General features: G+C 66.6%; 16 protein-coding genes and 1 pseudogene. All 17 read right to left on the reverse strand.

Features of this window, described 5'->3' with window-relative positions:
* Positions 1-35: 35 nt before the first annotated feature.
* Complete coding sequence (locus ON27_RS40590; RefSeq protein ID WP_083888093.1) at positions 36-908, reverse strand: DUF4913 domain-containing protein; 873 nt, start codon at positions 906-908, stop codon at positions 36-38.
* Positions 905-2,740 carry a type IV secretory system conjugative DNA transfer family protein gene (locus ON27_RS37110; protein ID WP_051047456.1) on the reverse strand — a complete coding sequence of 612 codons (1,836 nt, stop codon included), beginning with the start codon at positions 2,738-2,740 and terminating at the stop codon, positions 905-907. Before ON27_RS37110 ends, ON27_RS40590 begins: the two co-directional genes overlap by 4 nt.
* Entirely contained in the window at positions 2,737-3,276 is a 540-nt protein-coding gene (locus ON27_RS43710; RefSeq protein ID WP_051047457.1) for a hypothetical protein, read from the reverse strand. The genes ON27_RS37110 and ON27_RS43710 overlap by 4 nt, the downstream gene beginning before the upstream one ends.
* Positions 3,273-4,913, reverse strand: a complete 1,641-nt coding sequence (locus ON27_RS37120; protein ID WP_043738438.1) for a M23 family metallopeptidase — start codon at positions 4,911-4,913, stop codon at positions 3,273-3,275. Before ON27_RS37120 ends, ON27_RS43710 begins: the two co-directional genes overlap by 4 nt.
* A 259-nt stretch (positions 4,914-5,172) precedes the next feature.
* Complete coding sequence (locus ON27_RS43715; RefSeq protein WP_157227877.1) at positions 5,173-6,054, reverse strand: hypothetical protein; 882 nt, start codon at positions 6,052-6,054, stop codon at positions 5,173-5,175.
* A gap of 34 nt (positions 6,055-6,088) precedes the next feature.
* On the reverse strand, positions 6,089-7,774 hold the full coding sequence (locus ON27_RS37125; RefSeq protein WP_086007613.1) for an ATP/GTP-binding protein: 1,686 nt from the start codon (positions 7,772-7,774) through the stop codon (positions 6,089-6,091).
* A gap of 13 nt (positions 7,775-7,787) precedes the next feature.
* Positions 7,788-9,287 (reverse strand): SCO6880 family protein, encoded by a 1,500-nt coding sequence (locus ON27_RS37130; RefSeq protein WP_245560542.1) that lies wholly within the window; start codon positions 9,285-9,287, stop codon positions 7,788-7,790.
* Complete coding sequence (locus ON27_RS37135; RefSeq protein WP_157227880.1) at positions 9,284-10,831, reverse strand: hypothetical protein; 1,548 nt, start codon at positions 10,829-10,831, stop codon at positions 9,284-9,286. The genes ON27_RS37130 and ON27_RS37135 overlap by 4 nt, the downstream gene beginning before the upstream one ends.
* A complete protein-coding gene (locus tag ON27_RS37140; protein ID WP_043738445.1) occupies positions 10,819-11,637 on the reverse strand; it encodes a DUF8175 domain-containg protein in 819 nt (272 codons plus the stop codon). The genes ON27_RS37135 and ON27_RS37140 overlap by 13 nt, the downstream gene beginning before the upstream one ends.
* A complete protein-coding gene (locus ON27_RS37145) occupies positions 11,637-12,308 on the reverse strand; it encodes a DUF8175 domain-containg protein (RefSeq protein ID WP_157227881.1) in 672 nt (223 codons plus the stop codon). Before ON27_RS37145 ends, ON27_RS37140 begins: the two co-directional genes overlap by 1 nt.
* Before the next feature lie 5 nt (positions 12,309-12,313).
* A complete protein-coding gene (locus ON27_RS37150) occupies positions 12,314-12,583 on the reverse strand; it encodes a hypothetical protein (RefSeq protein ID WP_043738448.1) in 270 nt (89 codons plus the stop codon).
* Positions 12,583-12,879 (reverse strand): hypothetical protein, encoded by a 297-nt coding sequence (locus ON27_RS37155; RefSeq protein ID WP_043738451.1) that lies wholly within the window; start codon positions 12,877-12,879, stop codon positions 12,583-12,585. Before ON27_RS37155 ends, ON27_RS37150 begins: the two co-directional genes overlap by 1 nt.
* A 15-nt stretch (positions 12,880-12,894) precedes the next feature.
* A complete protein-coding gene (locus ON27_RS37160) occupies positions 12,895-13,530 on the reverse strand; it encodes a DUF6668 family protein (protein WP_051047465.1) in 636 nt (211 codons plus the stop codon).
* A 20-nt stretch (positions 13,531-13,550) separates the two neighbouring features.
* Complete coding sequence (locus ON27_RS37165; RefSeq protein WP_051047460.1) at positions 13,551-15,059, reverse strand: cutinase family protein; 1,509 nt, start codon at positions 15,057-15,059, stop codon at positions 13,551-13,553.
* A 4-nt stretch (positions 15,060-15,063) separates the two neighbouring features.
* Positions 15,064-15,810: a DUF8176 domain-containing protein gene (locus ON27_RS40595; protein ID WP_051047461.1), complete on the reverse strand. Its 747-nt coding sequence runs from the start codon at positions 15,808-15,810 to the stop codon at positions 15,064-15,066.
* The gene (locus ON27_RS37175; RefSeq protein WP_051047462.1) at positions 15,800-16,666 is read right to left on the reverse strand and encodes a MinD/ParA family ATP-binding protein; all 867 of its coding nucleotides are present in this window, start codon (positions 16,664-16,666) and stop codon (positions 15,800-15,802) included. Before ON27_RS37175 ends, ON27_RS40595 begins: the two co-directional genes overlap by 11 nt.
* A gap of 2 nt (positions 16,667-16,668) precedes the next feature.
* A pseudogene (locus tag ON27_RS40600) lies at positions 16,669-17,403 on the reverse strand (hypothetical protein); the annotation flags it as partial.

Here is a 17,403-nt window from a genome sequence, read left to right on the forward strand (position 1 = left end):
CTGTCGCTGTATCGCCCGGCGACGGCCGCGCACATTCATCCCTCCGGTGGTGGCGGCGCGAGCTGCTTTTTCACCGCATCCGGAACTGGCGTGACGGTGAGCTGTGGATGGCCGCCGAACGCGCCTGCCGAACCGCTGATCCCCGGAGACATCATGACGGGATCGGCGTCGAACCCGGCGCCCGCGGCGGACATCGGTCCCTTGTCGCTGTTGAAGATGTCCCGTAGATGCGGCTCGAGCTCACGAACCCACCAGGTGGACATCGCCGAAACGGATTGGCTCACTCGGGAGAATTCCCATCCGGCGTGCATGGCGGAGAATCGCTCGAGGACTTCCGGGTAGTTCCACCACTCGGCGTCCCACGACAGTCCTTTGCCCGGCGTGGGATCGATCTTGCGCCGCACGACCGGCACGAACCAGCTCTCGACCCAATCCCACACCGTGGGAAAGCGAGGGTTGAGCTTTGATAGAGCAGGGTTCGGCTGGCGCCGTTCGCGGAGCTCCTGCGGAACGGGTTTGACGACCAGCGGTGGGTGACCGGCGAACGACATTCCGGGTCCAGCGTCCGACATCGGTCCCGTGTCGCTGTCGAAGATCACCTGCAGGTGCGGTCCGAGGTGGTTGGTGAACCACAGCGACATCGCCGAGGCGGAAGTGGGGGCGGTTGCGGCGTCGGCCTCTTCCCAGGCGGCGTGCAGTGCGAAGAATCTCGCGACCACCTCCGGGTAGCGCCACCATGAGGGATCCCAGGCCAGTCCCTTGCCCGGGCTGTCGCTGATGGGGCGGCGGATGGTTTGGGCGAACCACTCCTCTACCCACAGCCACACCACTGGGTACCGGCGTTGGGTGGGATCCTGACCTTGTTCCGCGGCAGTATCGCTGTTCTGCCCTGGCTGTGAGCTAATCATTGACGGTGCCCTTCTTGGGTAGGGTCATCCGCGATCTGCGCGAGAGCGGCCGCCGCGCTGGACTTGGACTTGCGGATGATCGGCGCGAATTCGCTTTCCTGCCAGTAGGTTTTGCGTAGCAGCAACGGTTTGGATCCGGGCAGCCGAAGAATCGCCCGGTCGCTGGTGAGGGAGGCGAGGTCGGACATCTTCAGGATTCGCTCCGGTTGCCACGAGCTGGAGGTCGATGACTGTCCAGTCGCGAGGAAGCCGGTGGGACTGCTGGTTTGGTCGTTTCGGATGAAATGGTCGTCGATCAGCTCGCTGAGCGTTTCGAGGAACTGTTTGTCGTCGATGTTTCCGCCGTACCAGATCGTGCTCGCCGCATCGAGCATGATCTGGAATCCCTGATCACCCCAGACCTGCCGGCCTTGGGAGGGCGATTGCAGGATGGTGATGAGGATGATGCCGCGGCTGCCGTAGTGGCTGTACTGGAAGGGCAGCGACTGTAGTCTGCACACATTGGCCGCCTCATCGAGCACCGAGACCATCGGAATCGGCAGGCGGCCCTCGCTGGTGCGGGCGCCGACGGCCTCGGCTTGGTCGAGGACTTGCCCGACCAGCGCGGTGGTCAGCGCCATGGCGCTGTCAGGGCCTTCTTTCGACAGTGCATACAGGGTGTCGGTGCTGCTCGCGAACGCCTCGCAGTCGAATTCGGGAAGGGAATGCACATAGTTGCCGGGGCCGGTGACGATGGTTCCATCGGAGGAGACACCGATCGTAATGCGCCGGTTGGGCAGGATCGCCTTCGCGTACCGGTGTGCATCGAGCGACTCCAGGAACCGCCGCGCCATATCGAAGTAGCCGTCTCTCTGCCGTTCGGTGACGTTCTGCTTCGTAGTGATCATCCGCGCGACACTGTGCTCGCCGTGGGCGCGCAGCACCGCGGCGGGAACAGTCGACTTCTCGTGAGCCATCCATTCCACGGCATGGATGAGGTCTCCCCCAGCCAAGGCGGCGGCAAGCATATACGCGGCCAACAAGTCCTGCGCGGATCCGTCGAAGTAGGCGTCGGGTTGTGCACCTTCGCCCTTCTTGGAGCCGACGAAGTAGCTGGCTGCCTTCTTGGCAGCGGGTAGGTCCCGGACCGGGCGCAGCGGATTCCACCAGAAGTTCGCTTCCCCTGCCCGGCCGGTGGTTACGCCTTGTAAGTCGAACAGCCACAGCTCTCCGACCTGTCGGCGCGGCAACCAGGTGTTGGTGTAGATGTCAGGCTTGTTGGACGTGCAGACGGTCGGCCCAGGTGCGGTCACCACTGCGGGGATGGCGAGGGCAGCTGTCTTGCCCATGCGGGTTCCGGCGATGGCGACGGTGACCCACTCCCATGGCAGATGCACCGGAAGGTCACCGCGCACGGTCCTACCGACCAGCACGCCTCGCACGGCTGGATGGTCGGGAGGGATGTTCGGTGCGAGCCGGTAGGCCTCCTTGAGAGACCATTGCTCATCGAGCAGTTCGAGTGTCGTGGGGTTGGTCATGGTCTTCGCCGCCGCGTCGACTGCGCGGCGGGGCCCGCGCGCTGCGGCGCGTTTACCCAGCCAGCGCGCGGTCCCCGCGCCGAGCGCGCTCAGCAATAAGAACTCCCCGACCAGCGCGACCGTCGCGGCCGGTGGCCAGCGGCGGCGACCGGCCGCGAGTTCGACCAGGACACCGGGATGCCAGTCGGCGCCAGCTCCGGCGCCGACCCAGTAGGCCAGCAGCACCAGCGCGGCGAGAACGATCACCGCGCCGATCAGCGCGGCGACGAACAACTCGGTATGTAGCGGCTTGGGGCGGCTCACACGAGCGGTCATCGTGTCTCCTCTGTGTAATTTGCGACGCGCCATAGGTTTGCCGTGCGCGTCAGGGTCACCTTCAGCACCGCCCGGCGGTGCGGTGTGGTCTTGCCACCCGGGTGCAACACCGTCTGGGTGGCGGCGACGGTCACGGTGGCGGTGTCGCCGCGAATGAGGGGTTCGCCGAGAACCGTCGCGGACGCGGAGATCGTGTCGTTTGCAGCTGCCCAGGCGCTCCACTGCTGCACTGGCCGCGGCGGCGGGTTCGGTGGTGCCGCGGCTGCGGCGGCGAGCGGCCCGGTCAGCATCGGCGCGGCGCGGTGCAGCGCGTCCCAGCTGGAAGTGTCGCTGTTGGGGCGCCAGCTGAGGATCACGCTGATGGCGTTGCTGGCCACGACCTGCGGCGGACTGTCGTGCAGGTCGAGGGGGTCGATGTGGTTGTGGCTGTCGCCGCCGTCGCGGTCGACGGATGTGCTCACGTGGTGGACGAGCAGCGCGGCACCGAACAGGACCGCGGCGGCGGTCACGGGGACGAGGAACTTCCATCGGGTCATTGCGCAACTCCCGTCATCTCCCGTGCGCGTTTCTGAATTTCGGCGACATAGGCTTGTGTCTCAGCGAATGGTGGGATCCCGCCGTATTTTTCGACGTTGCCGGGGCCCGCGTTGTAGGCAGCCAGCATGAGGTCGACCGGGTCGCCGGTGATCTGACCGGTCGCGATCTGTGGTCGCACCTGATCCGCGAGGTGGCAGTTGTAGGCCCCTTGGGCCATCACCGCGTCACCGATGCTGTCGGGATCGCCCGCGCCGGCGGGGCCGGTGCGGTTGCCGTGCTCGTCGACGGGGTAACCGAAGCTGGCCCAGGTGCCGGGCATGAATTGGGCGTAGCCGCTGGCACCTGTGGGGCTGCGCTGACCTTTGCGGAACCCGCTTTCCTGATACAGCTGCGCGGCCAGCAGTTGAGGTGTCAGTTCCTGGCATTGCCGGGCGGAAAGCACCAGCCATGGTTTGAACTCCTCCGGGATTCGCGTGTCGACCAGTTCGGATTCGGTGTGCTCCCCCACCCCGGCGTCAAAGGGAAGGCAGGAGTTCTTCGCCGGATCGGGAGGTGCGATGGATCCGTCCAATTCCGGTGCCGGGCCGTAATTTTGATCCGCTGAGGGAAGCCCGTGCCCGAAGGTGGTGATGTGGACGTGGTCGTAGTGGTTCGCCGTGGAGTCGCCGCGGTCTTCCATCAGGTTCGATGCGCCGCTGCTGGGGATATAGGTCTGCCGCCAGATCATGTAGTCGATCTGCAGGTATTCGCGGTGGGTGAACAGGTAGTCGCGGATGCTGTCACCGAGCTGACGGCCGTTGTCGGTGTCGTAGTCGGGGATCATCACATCCACAGCCAGCCCAGAGGGATGGTCCTGAGAGATCCGGTCACTGGGCCGCCACCCGTGGAAGGTGGTGATCTGCGGGAATCGCGCGTGCACGGCCCGCGCCACGCGGATGGTGTCGATCTGCAGGTGCTGTTCGACGTCTCCGGGCGCCGGCGGCATCTCCGATCCCGATGCCGGAGGTGCCGCGGCGACCAGCGGAGTCGACGACTCCGGTGCCTCGGTGCTGCCGGTGCCCGGTTCGGCGGCTCGCTCGATCCACGGCATCGGGTCGACCGGTGTCCCACCGGTGAAGCGGCCGCCTTCCCACACCTCGAAGTGCAGATGCGGACCAGTCAGCTTCCCGGCGGCGCCTTCGTCGGCGACGTGCTGGCCCGCAGTGACGGTTTCCCCTGCCTCGACGTATCGTCCCTCTGGCCACATGTGCCCATAGACCGTGGAGTATTTGGTGGCTCCGATCATGTGGTCGATCACGATCCATTGCCCGAACCCGGATGCTTCACCCGCAGCGGCAACGACACCATCGGCCATCGCGAAGATCGGTGCGCCTTGCGGCCCAGCCAGGTCGACGCCTTGATGGTCGGGCCGGTCCGGTGGGCGGAATGTGTCGCTGACTTGGGCGTCGCTGCTGCGCATGGGCCGCGACAGACTGCCGGCGGGGACGCCTTCGGGCACCTCGGCGCCTGGCGCGCTCGCCGAGTGGCACGCGCCTGGCTTGCCACGACCGGTGGTGTCGCTGTCGTCGAGGACGGTGACGAGCAACGTCATTGTCACCAAGACGATGGCGAGAACTCCCGCTAGAGTTTTGCGCATCCGGCCGGGCCTTACGCCGTGCCGGGCTGGAGTAGTGCCGCAGACAGACGCGGGTCGCGCAATGCGGTCCAGTCGGGGACCGTGGGTGTATCAGTGCTCGTCGTGCTTGTCGTTTGCGAGCCTTGCAACCAAGCAGTCCCGCTCAAATTGTCGTCGGTTGTGGTGGGGTCTTTCTCGTAAGAGTCGCGTATTTCTCGCCACTCGAGATTGATTCCGCGGCCTGGGAGGAGGCTGGCAGTTGTAGCAACCGTTTGATACGTCATGCCTTGACCTGTCTCGCCGGACCGACTCGATAGCTGGTCTCGATTACGCCCTGGCCGCGCAAGCCGCGGATTGCGTGGTGCCACCAGTAGGTGCCGACGTGTTTACCCATGAGCGGTGCTTCCGCGGTGTAGGTCTTGAAGTGACCGCGGACCTTATGCAACGGGGCGACGTCACCGCGCAACTGTTGAGCGGACGCGAGGCTTCGGGCACGACCGCGAGTCGGCAGCACAATGGTGTGATGTCTCAAAGGCTCGAGTTGTTTGGGGCGACGTCCTTGCCTTCGTTTCGATGACGACTGTGGCCGATCAGTTGCGGCGGATTCGGTCACTTCGACATTGCGGCAGTTCATGAATCCGATTGCCGCCAACGACGGGATCAACGCGCTTCGCGAGTACCTTGAAAAGTCCGCCGTCAGGCCACCGGTCGTGGTCGCGCTAAGACAGCTTCCATCTGCATCGATCGCCACCAGGACAACCACCGGTGAATACCGAACGGCCGACTTCTGCGCCGTGAACAGAACCGACGCCAGCACCTGGACACATCCATCGGGCGCATTCAGGTACTCCTGAGGATCGTCCGCTGTGACCCACGCAGCGAACTGTGTGCCGTCGGTCCTGGACGATTTGGGAAAAGCCCATTCGAACCACATTGAATCGAACGGCAAGCGCAATGGGCCGAACAACGAGAAAGGGTTGTGAGATGCAGTCGAATACCACTGTTCTGGGTCCTCGGCGCACCAGGCAGCGCAGTCGTCCGCGACAACCCGGACGCTGCGGCGCACTGCTGTACGTATGTCCCGAACCGTCAAGGGTTCAAGAGGCTTCGCCATCGGTCCAATGTTGACGCCATGGCGATTGACACGCTCGAATATCCTCATCACCGCGCACCTCTCGCCGATCGAATTGGTGGTGTCATCCGGCCGCCTGGCGTTCGATCAGATCCGCGAAACGCGCATTCGTGTCGTGCAGTGCGAGCTCGATTTCCGAGTCCGTGAGCAGGGTTTGCACCGGTATTCCGGGAGCACCGTCCTTGGAGATTTTGACCATGAATTTGCCGATGCCGATCGGTTTGCGGCGCTGGCGGTTTCGTTGCCGACGCAGCGGTGCGCCACGTGACCACGAGGTGATCATTTCCGCCTCGGCGGTGGTGAACGACAGCACGTCCGACAGCCGCGTTAACTCCCCGGGTGGCAGGCCGCCGCAGATCACCATGCCGCTGCGTTCGATGAAGCCCTTGGCGATCTTGACGTCCACCTCGTTGGGTAGCGACTCCAGGTCACGGCCGGTGTGGGTGATCTGCAGCAATCCGGTGCCGTCGGTGCGGTTGAGGCGCGTCAACTCATCGATTCGGTTGACCATGCCCGCGCCTGCGCCGAGAACTTGCCACAACTCGTCGAGCACGGCGAGGAAATACTTCTGCGGCTCGAGCCCGACGTCGGCCAGCAGGTGAGCTGCCTCCATGGCGCCGTAGGCGTCCGACCAACAGCTCAACATCACTGCGGCTTTGAGTTTCTTGTCGCCTCGGGTCAGGGCGCTGACGTCGATGCAGATCGCGGGCGCGTCCAGATCCAGTGGGGTTGTGGTGTGGCCGGCGAAGATGTCACCGAGCGGCCCGTCGAGCAAAGCCTCCAATGATCGCCGCAGGGATTGGGTCGCCTCGGCGTACTCGGCATGCTCGGGTCCGACGGCAGCGACTTGCCGCAGCCGTGGGCTGCCGTGCACGATCTGCTCGGCGAGGTCTCGCACGAGTGGCGGCTCAGCGAAGGAGAAGCGGCCGCTGTCGCGCAGTTCCCGCAACGCCGCCGACAGCAGGGAGTGTTCGTAGTCGGCGACCGGAGCTTGACGGACGAGCTCGATGAGTGCGGCGACCATGGTCACTTGACGGGAGTGCACCAGCTCTTTGGTCTCGTCGATCACTCCGGCTCGCCCGGCCGCGGCCAGTTGTTCGACGTTGGCTTCCAGCCGTGGGATGGTGGCGCCCAGGGATCCGGCCGCCAGCGGATTGAGGTGGCCGCGCCCGTGTCCCAGGGTGATAACCTGCCCACCCACCGCGTACACCAGCTGCACGTACTCCGGCTTCATGTCGCCCGCGATGATCGGCACCTGCGCTTGTGCGACAGCACCCAGAACCATCTTCCTGATGAAGGTGGACTTCCCCAGCCCGGGCAGCGACAGTACGAACGCGCTCGGGTTGCTGATCAGCCCGGCTGCGAACCATGCCAGGACATCGCAGCAGGCGGGTTCTCCGGTGGTCAGGTGCACGCCGACCGGTGTGCCGACCAGGGGTGCGGCCGCACCGACGACCCACGGGTTGAGTCCGCAGGCGTGCATGGTTGTGGCCTGCCATTCCGGTGGTGCCTGCACGGTTTCCATCGCCCCGCCGCCGGGGCCGCGGAATCCGCGTGGCGACATCCGCAACGTCCGTCGCCACCCGGGTTCGTCGGCTTCTTCGGCCGCACCCCGGGATGGGTCGTTGGTCCTGCGCCACCGCGCCAGCGCCCGTCCGCGTTTGGACAGCAGGGCCGGCTCAGCGGCGACACCTTCGGCGATGTCGGCGGCGAGTTGAGCGAGTTCGTCGTCGGTCCAGGTTTGTGTCACCGTTGCTGCCCTTCTACGCAGTGCCCGCGACCCGAGTCATGGACGAGTGATCCGGCAGCAGGACACCCACACCCAGTGACGCGGCGTAGGCGGCGTCCATTTGCCCGTAGGTGCGGCGCAGCTTCAATCGGGCTCTGGCGGAGAGCGATTCGGTGATCGCTGCGGCGGTGGGGATGTCGTCTTGGCAGGTGACGGTGATGAGGACGCTGTAGCGCAGTAGTCCGGCGCCGCGGACTTGTTCGACGCGCTGCTGCTCGGTCGCCTGTACTCGCAGCTCGGATGCCGCGGACTTCACTCCCTTACCTTGTGAGAGCGACACGAGTGCGTCCTTGTACTCTTTGTCGACTTTGCGGGTGGCGTCACCTGCGGTGTAGGGGCGGTAGAAGATCGTCACCCGCTTGCGCTCAAGTGCGTCGTGGGGCGCCAGAAGGGGTTTGAGTACGGTGTCGGGGAATACCGACTCGGGTGGGGATTGCATTTCCCACACCACGGAGGTGACCGCGTCGTGACGGTAGTGGTCCCAGCGGGCGGCGGCGGCCGCTGGTCCGGCGTCCTCCCAATCCAATCCGTGGTTTTCGCCGAGGATGTCGAGCTCCTCGAAATCGGCTTCCGAGGAGGGGTTGTAGGAGCGGTGGACGAACTCCACGATTTGCGCCGCGGGCATCGGCGTCGCTTCGACGCCAGCGTTGAGCAGGTCTTCGTACAGACTGGGTAGGCGGCGCGCCAGCTCGGTCGCCATCTCTTCGGGGTCGGTGCGCCGCTCGCGGGTGGTGGCCTGGAAGGTGATCGACAGCCGCGCCAGCTGTTGCTGCTTGCCCGCCGGGAAGGTCAGAGCGGATTCGACCATGACCTGGGAGGCGATCTCCGAGCGGGAGTTGGTGATCATTTGCCCGACCTCGCGCCGCAGCCGAAGGCCTGTCGCCGGGATGGTTTCCACGACGACGACGGCGGCAGCGATGTCGCCGGGCAGACCGAGCCCCGCGAGATAGGCACCCCAGTCGGCGGTCATCAGGTCACGCTCCTGTTGGGTGAGCGCTTCGTCACCGCCGGGCCAGCACTCGAGCACGACCGTGTATTGGTCACCGCGGCGGCGGTGCACCATCCCGAACGGGTTTCCCAACCGGTCGATGCCCTGGTGCAGGGTGGTGGTGGCGAGGATGCCGGGCAGCCGGTAGCGGCCGCCGGGGAGCCGGGAGTGTGGTCCACCGCGGTAGACCGTTGTGCCGCTCGCGCGTCGACGCCACCATTGGATACGCAATTGAATCGCCTCGTAGACAGTGCGGCGGCCGACGGTGATCACCATGGGTGTCAGGACCAGCGCGCAGATGGACAACATCACCACCGCGGGTACCAGACCAGCGGTCATCATTGTGATCAGGCAGACCACCATGGCCAGCCCACCGAACATCGACACCCGCAGCGGAAGACCGAAGAAGCCGGTGCGTTGCGGATATGTTCCGGATGAGTAGAGGGGTCGTTCGACGATCTTCTCGGCACTGTTGAGCATCGTCATCGGGGCACCTGCCCGTGATAGTTGCCGATCGCGCCTTCAGCGAACGAACTCAGCCTTGCCGCTGGCCGTCCGACCATCCGCACGGCGGCCGCGGCGCTGCCGGCCACCGCGCCGACTCCCCCTGCGACCGAGCCTAATCCGGCGGCTACGCCTCGTGCGCCGGCGCGCGCGGCGGCGGCACCTCCAGCGTTGCTCGCACTGCTGCGGGACGCCGAACTGCCCGCACCACCGCCAGAGCGGCCTGCCGATGACTGCACCGCGCCGGAAGCGGGTGGGCTGCCTGCGCTGGTGGAGCCGCTGCTCGCTGTGGAGGATCCCGATCCGAGTCCTGCTCCGGTGGCAGGGGTGGAGCCGCCACTGCCACTGCCACTGCTCGGCGTCCGGGAGCCCGCTCCAGCGCCGTATCCCGCCGCGACCGCCGAGAGCTGGCCGCCGCCAGCCGAGATCGACGCGGCGGCCGGGGTGATGACGCGCACCAGCGCGGGCATGGATACGCCTGCGATCGCGAGCAAGACCGCGCCGACTACGGCGTCGGTGGCGGTGTTGCTGCTGGCGGCCCAGAACGCGAAGGCGTAGAGGAGGGATGCGACCGGTTTGAACAGTAGTGCGCTGACGGTGTATCCGATCAGCGACGACCAGGTCTGGCGGCCAGTGCCGGTGGCGGATGCGGCGGCGGCGATCGGTGAAACCGCGACGGCGATGGCGAGGACGGCTTCCCGGATCAGCAGGGCTATCAACTGGGCCACCGACCCGAACAGTGCGACGCCGGCCAGGACGAGGGACACGACTGGGCCGAGACCTGTTTTGTCGTCGATCCAGGCGATGGCGGTGACCTTCTGCGTCGGATCTCCGTCGGCGGCTTGCTGGATCACCCAGATGGAGAAACTGTCTCCGACCCGGTGCAGGAGGATGACCAGCGCGGGCAGCGTCCAGATCGAGAACAGGGTTCGGAACAGCATCCGTGCTGTTTCGTCGGCGCCTTCGGCGACAGCGTGGCGGCGCGCGATCGCCACGCGGATCGCTGCGGTGCCGATTCCGAACGCCAGCGCGACGATTTGTATTTCCCAGGTGAGGTTGCGGATGCCGGTGATCGCGGTGGAGTCGGTCAGCGATGGGATCGGCACCGACATCCAGAAGGTCATGACCAGACCGAAGGCGCTTGTACTTCCTTCCATCACCGCCTTGGTGAATTTGCCGATAGGGTCGGACCAGAATGCCGACTTTTCGATGACCCATCCAGCGGCGGTGGTGGCTCCTTCGGTGACCGTGCCGACCCCTGCAACTCCGAAACACAGTTCCGCGGTCTTGGAATTGACGATGTCGTCGAATATGTCGACGTTGGTGTCGATCGACATGGATTCTTTGCAGTCTTCGAGCGTGCCGTCGAAGTCGTAGCCGCCTTCGGCTTCGCTTTGGGAGAAGGTTGGTCCGGTTGATGGTGGTGGCACGTCCGGGCGGTTCTGGGCGGCTGCGGCTCCTGTCGAGATGGCCAGCAGCGCCAGCACGGCGGCCAGTAGTCCGGTCAGTCTTTTCACAGGGTCCATCGGGTCCATCCCTCGAGCGAGTTGTAGCGATGGCCGGAGCCCAGCGATGTTTCCTTGCTGGGTTGGACCTTCCAGGTCCCCTCGCGCCACAGAAGATTCAGGCGCATCCCGATCCAGCGCGGTGTTGTGGTCGGTGTGCCGCTGTCGTCGACCTCGAGGCGCAGTGCCCATTCGGCGGCGACGAACTCCGCGTCACACGACAGGACCCGGAAGGCGTCCGGGGCGACGACCGCAGCACGGAACTTCTCGGCGTTGCTCGGCATGGCCAGCGGTGCCTGGGCGATGCGGTCGCGGTCGTCGGCGGACAGCATCGTCAGGGCTGTGAACGTGTCACGGGCGGGTGCGCCGCCTACGTAGCTGCGCGAGATCCAGTTCCACCCTGCCAATACCGCGCCCTGGGGACTGTGCCGGTAGCCGGTGAGCACAGTTCGCTCCAGGCGGGTCGGTCCATCGGTTGGTGAGACGAGGACCGGCATTCCGTAGGAGTGTTGGATCATCACCTGCTCGGGGGAGGTGACCGCTCCGCCGGGGCCGCACTCGATGCGACCTGGGGCGGGTTCGCGTTGTGGCAGCGGTTGGCCGGCGGGATTGTTCGGGATCGCGACCTTGCGTCCATACCGGTCGCTGGTCGGGTCGGCGAATCCGCTGCCTGTCGGCGGATCCGCCGATGTCGGTGCGGCCTCGACTGTGATCGGTGCAGGGCTGGTGTCTGTGCTGCTGTCGTGGCGTCCGATGACCAGGACGGTGACTACAGCGACGACGAGGGCGATACTGCAGGCGAGGAGCAGAGCTGGACGAGCGCGCATCAACTCTCCAGGCGGGTGTATCCGTCGAGGCTGGTCAGTTCGACGGCGTCGATCGTTTCCTCGGCGGTGGGCAGCACGATGCGCCAGTCGTCTGCCAGCCACTGCAACGCGACGGGATAGGCGAATGTTCGCGACGGTGAGCCGGTTTCGGTGACCACGCGCGCGGCCGCGGTGATGGGTTCACTGCTGCTGTAATGGTCGATCTTGAACGCGACGAAGCGGGGCGCCTGGTCAGCTGGCACGACGCCGGAGACAGTCAACGGTGCCCGCTGGGCCGCGAAGGCGTCGCGGCCTGGTCCCGGGGCGGTGACGATGGACACCACCTTGCCCCACTCGTCGTCGTCGGCCAGCGCGAGATATGCCTGCCCGCGGATCGCGGCGAGCGCAGCGCCTTGCGGTGTCTGCTTGTATCCGGTGTCAACGACTCCGCTGTGGGTTGGCCCGTCGATACGCGATCGCGGCAATCGCACACCGCGGTAGGTGTCCCATCGCAGTTGTGATGGCGCGGCGGTGGTGTTGACCACCGTGGTGCTCGGTGCCGTGCCGCTGGGGTGTTCTTCCGACTGGGCGCTGCAACTGGCAACGCTGGTCGCAGCCACAACACCGCAGGTAGCGGAGATCAGCGGCCCGAGACGCAACAGCCAGGCAGGGCGGTGATGATTTGCTCGCATGCGTGTCACTCCAGCAGCCTGTTCGCGGCGGTGGCTGCCGAGCCGAGAGCTGCAGCGGCGATGAGGATTCGGATGAGGGTGGCTTCTTCCAGCAGTTGAGTTGAGGCGCTGGAGCGGCGCTGCCATACCAGGATCATCACCGTGGAGATGAACCCGGCCAGTGACAGCAGCGCGCCGAACCACAGGAACCATGTGAAGATCTGCGCCAGTGGTTCGGCGACCTGTCGGGGTACCAACTCCGGTTCCGTCGGCGGGCCCGCTGCGAGAGCGGGCATCAGAACACCAGCGTGTTGATGATCGTGCCGGCCATCGAGATCAGCGCGGCGCCGAGCATCGCGCCGACCAGTTTGGCTTGCGCGTCGCCGCCGCCGCCGGACCACCGTTGGTACGCCAGCATTGCGGCTGCGACGATGAACCCACCGAGGGTGGCGATGACCGCTGCCCAGATGAACCATCGCAGGATTTGGAGGTATTTCTCCTCCCCGGGTGGTGCTTCGATGCGGGTGGTGAAGTCTTGGGCCAGCGACGATGTCACGGCGTCATGGAGGCCCAGAGCGGTCATGGTGAACATAGGTGGTTCCTTTCTTCAGCCGCGGGTGACTGCGGCTCGGGCGGCGGCGAAGATCGCTGAACCGATCGACGCCAATTCGGGATGGACGACCTCGGCCGGGTCCGGTTTTCCGCCGAGGCGCTTTGGTGGTTCGGCGGGTGCGTCTCGGGGTGACCATTGGGGCATTTGGTCGTGATGCAGCAGCCGATAGACCGGAATGAAAGGCACCCGCCAGGCGGCCGGGGCGAGTTCTTCGACCAGGTCGAGTTGTCGGCGCAATGTCTTCGGCAAGGCACCGTCGTGGTCGGCGACGACTACCAGCCCCAGCAGGGTGCACTCGCCGATGAGGCCTGCGGCGGCTTGACGCAGGGCCACGTGCGCGGCGTGCAGGCCGACGCGGTGGGTGCGGGCGACGACGACGACGTTGCTGTAGCGGTCTGCGGCTGGCCAGCCGCGCCGAGCATCGCCGGCCGGTGCCCAGGTGCGGGCCAGGGTGCTGGCTCCCGCTCCCCCGTGCGCACCCACCAGCCAGAACGCGGGGTGCGGTGTCGCAGCGGAGAGTGCGTGATCCCAGACCGGTGCCAGTTCGTGTTGGTCGGGAACCTTCAATCCGACTGGTGCAGCGCGGCGTGTGTCGTCCGCGTTGCGTGTGCTCAGTGCTGCCGTGGCCATGATCGCTTCCTTTGACGGGGTCACTTCCCCGGCCTGGTGGCGCCGCTGAGGATGCTCGAGGCCGACACGACCGGTTGGCTGGGTGGGGCCAGCAAGGGACCTGGTCCGGTGGGGCGTGTACTGCGAGTGGGGGCGGGGGTGTCGGCGATGTCCGCGGCGGCGGCGATGATCCAGTCGATGACGTAGCGGACGGCGCTCTGCCCTTGGGCGCCGACGGGAGTGTTCGCATAGCCGCTGGTGTGTTGCTGTGCGGTGTTCCAGTAGCGGGTGTCCATGGCGATCTGCACCAAGCCCGCGTTATCGACGATCCCTTGCTCGATCTCGTTGAAGATGAGCTTGACGGCGTTGTCGATCGTGACCGGAGGAATCAGTTTCAGTGCCGCGTCGGCGAGCTTGGTACCCAAGATCCCCAGTGCGGCTGCCGGATTCGCGACACCGGCTGCGACGATCTGGACGATGGTGGCGGGGTTGAGCAGGTCCTTGGCGATGGTGATGGCGGCGCCGATGCCCATCCCGGCGATTTTGGTGACGGCTTTGATCGCCTGGTTGAGGGCGTCCTCGGGCCGAGAGTGTGGATTGGTGGACTCCACGAGCCGGTCCAGCACGCTCGGCCCGGTGGGGCGGACCTGGATTCGGCCGTTGCTGTAGGAGATGTGGTCGTTGACGAACGCCGCGCCGGTGTAGAGCAACGACTGCCCCACGGCCGTTCCGACACTGGTGAGGATGCCGATGGGGTCGGAGGGGTCGAGTTTGGACTGCCCGGCGACGTTGGCTACGACATGAGCGAGCGCGGCGTCGGGTGGGGTGTCACAGCTGAGATCGCCGGCAACGCAGAAGTTTCCGACCCGGCCTGCCACCGATCCGAAGGTGGTGCGGGTGGGATTCGGTGCTATCCCGCCACCTGGGGGCGGGGCGGCGGCACCCAGCCGCACCTGCGATACCTGCTTGGAGCGGGCACCGGGCACCGGCTGCGGTGCACTCTGCTGGGCAGAGGCGAAGACTGGTGCGCCCTGGGGGCGGGTGGGGTCGCCGAACAAAGCGACCCCTGCAAGGCGATCGCCGGCGATAGGGCCTGTGCCCGCGCCGATCTCACGGGCGATTTGTGACATGACCTGGGCGCCTTGACTGTGCCCGATCAACATCATCCGTTGGTTCGGGCAGCGCGCCGCCTGGTCGGTGAGCATGGTGCGGGTGGCGGCGACGCCGCCGGTGACCGACTGGTCGTAGGTGTCCTTGGAGCGATCGAACGGCTTGCCACCGAAGCTCGCTGCGTAGGGCACGTACGCGCGGCTGAGCACCGGCTTGGTCTCGTTGAGCGCCGCGCCCGCGGCGAGCACGATCTGGGCGCCGAACCCGGTGTCGACGTCGGGATTGGCGTCGGAGCTCGATTCGGTGGTGCCGTTGGCGACCAGCACATGCAGCGGCATGCAGTCAGCCGGTTGGCGCGTCGGGGCCGCGCTGGCGGCGGGCGTACCGGTGAGCAGGAGGGAGGTTGCGGTGAGGCCGGTGAGGACGAGGGTCAGTTTCATCGCGTCAGGTCCCGTCTCGCGCTACGACGCCGGTGATCAGGGCCCCTGTCGGGGATTGGGCGGCGTCGACGGTGGTGATCGTTTGCCGGTAGTGGTCGAGGGTGCCGTCGGGGCGGCGTGCGAAGAGTTCGACTGCGTGGATTCCGTGGCCGATGTTCTGCGCCAGCACGCAGTGGACGGTGCCTGGTGGCACGGTGTTGATGCCGGCCGCGAGGTCTTCGACTGATCCGACCCGTGCGTCTGGGCTGACGAAGCTGCGGGCGGTGGCGGCGTTGCGTTCGATGTAGTAGGCGCGCTCGAAGGCGGCGATGGCGCGCCACCCGGGCTCCGTTGATGTCGTGGTGACTGGTTGTCCGCTGCCGAGCTTGGCGCACCACGCGACGTCCGTGGCACTACTGGCGGTGGCCGCAGAACCACTGGTTGCGGTCGTGATGGGTGCTGTGGCGGTTGTGGTGGCGTTGTCGTCAGATGACATCAGCAGGGCGGCGCTGACCCCGGCCACGCCCAGTAGCAGCAGGACGGTGATACCGACAACAGCCCAGCTCATGTTCCGACCGCCTCGGTTGCGTGGTGATGGAGACGGTTCGGAAGCGGCCGCGGCGGGAGTGATCGGTGCGGGCGCTCCGGTGAACCAGTCGTGATCGGCGGTCGCGGGGTCGTCGGGCACGACCGTGAGCGCCACCGGAGATTTCTGCCGTGAGGCTGCCGCCTGTCCGGGGGTGTCGTCGCCGAACCAATCGTCATCGGGCATCGCCGACCTCCGCGACGCTGCGCATCCCGAGTGGATGCTCAGGCCAAAGCTGCTGCGCGATCTCGGTATACGCGGCGCGGGTGTACGCAGACAGCGCGGCGTCGGTGATCGCGGTGCCCTTGGCCAGGTGCGGGTCGAACGGAACTTCGAGCACCCGGGCGACCCAGCCGGTGTATTGGCTGCGCAGCTGGTGGGCTATCGCGACGGTGCGAGGCATCTGATGGGACACCACCAGCGTGGCCTCGGCGATCAGATCTCCGCCGAGGTGGGCATCGAGCCATTGAAGCGCCACCTGCGTGCGTGTGGCAGCGTCGGGTCGCGCGGGGATCACCACCACGATCCGTAGATCCGGGCGAGCCAACAGTGGCCGCAACGACATGGCGGACACTGACCCACCGCCGTCGACGACCGGCACCGCGCGCTCGGCGATGAGGCGATCGCAGAGAGTGCTCAAGGTTGCTCGTCGAGGCAGTGGGCCAGGTTCACAACGCAGCAGACCGGCGCCGGAGCTCGCCAGCGAAACGGTTTCGACAAGTCGCAGTGCGGCGGGTGAATCGCTGTCGGCCAGCCACGCTTGCACAGTGGCGGGCAGCAGACGCGCATCCGCGCCGCGACTGACCAAGTCTCCGGCGACCGCGTCGACCGCCACCGTGTGGAGCGCGGGCGAGGCGCACGCCAACCGGGAAGCCAGCCCCAGCACCGTAGTGGTGACTCCCGCGCCGCCGCACACGCCGGCGACCAGCACCGGCGGTGCTGGTGCGAGCTCGCTTCGCGGTGGCCACGCCTTCTGCTGGGCATGTGCCGAGCCGGGTGGGGCAGCGACCTCGAATGCGCCCAGAGGCAGGTTCCCGGCCATGGTCACACCTGGTTTGGTGGCGGCGCAGGCACCAAGCTCCCCAGCCACTGCTGGGCGGCTCCGACCACGGTCGACACCAGCGCGTCCACGGGTGTCGCGGCAGGCGGCTCCTGTGGCGCGGGCAGCTCCTCCGGGATCGGCTTCGCCTGGGCTGGCGGGGGTTCGGGAGCCGGGTCCGGTGCCGGAGCCGCGTCCGGTGGCGGATTGCTGCTGTCACCTGCGCCGAACGCAGTGGCGACTGCGGCACCGGCTGCGCCGCCGATGACGCCACCGACGATCTGGGCGGGCACACCGATGATCGCTGCCCCGGCCATGCATCCACCGATGCCGCCGATGGTCGCGCCCAGCGGAGCACCGACTCCGCCGGTGGGGACGCCGCCTGCGATGCCGCCTGCGATGCCGCCGATCAGCATCCCCCCGAAGCATCCGCTGATGCCGCCGACAACGGCACCGATGTCGGCACCGACTGCGGCGCCTACGTACGCGCCGCCGGTGGTGACGATCGGTAACCGATCGGCCTTGTCGCGCGGCAACCCGATCGCGTCGCCGAACAACGCGACTTGGTAGACGGCGTTGTCGTTGTGCCGGTTCCATTCGCGCACCAGCGATTCAGGGGCCCAATCCGGGCGCGGATGGCTTTCGGTGCCCAGGTGCAGCGTCAGCTCGGGCGGGGGCGGCGGGGTGGTCTCCTCACCCGACTGGTCCTGGGCCAGCTGACTGTCGGTGCCGGTTTCGGG

The sequence above is a fragment of the Nocardia asiatica NBRC 100129 genome, assembly GCF_000308415.1.
In the GTDB taxonomy this organism is placed as follows: domain Bacteria; phylum Actinomycetota; class Actinomycetes; order Mycobacteriales; family Mycobacteriaceae; genus Nocardia; species Nocardia asiatica.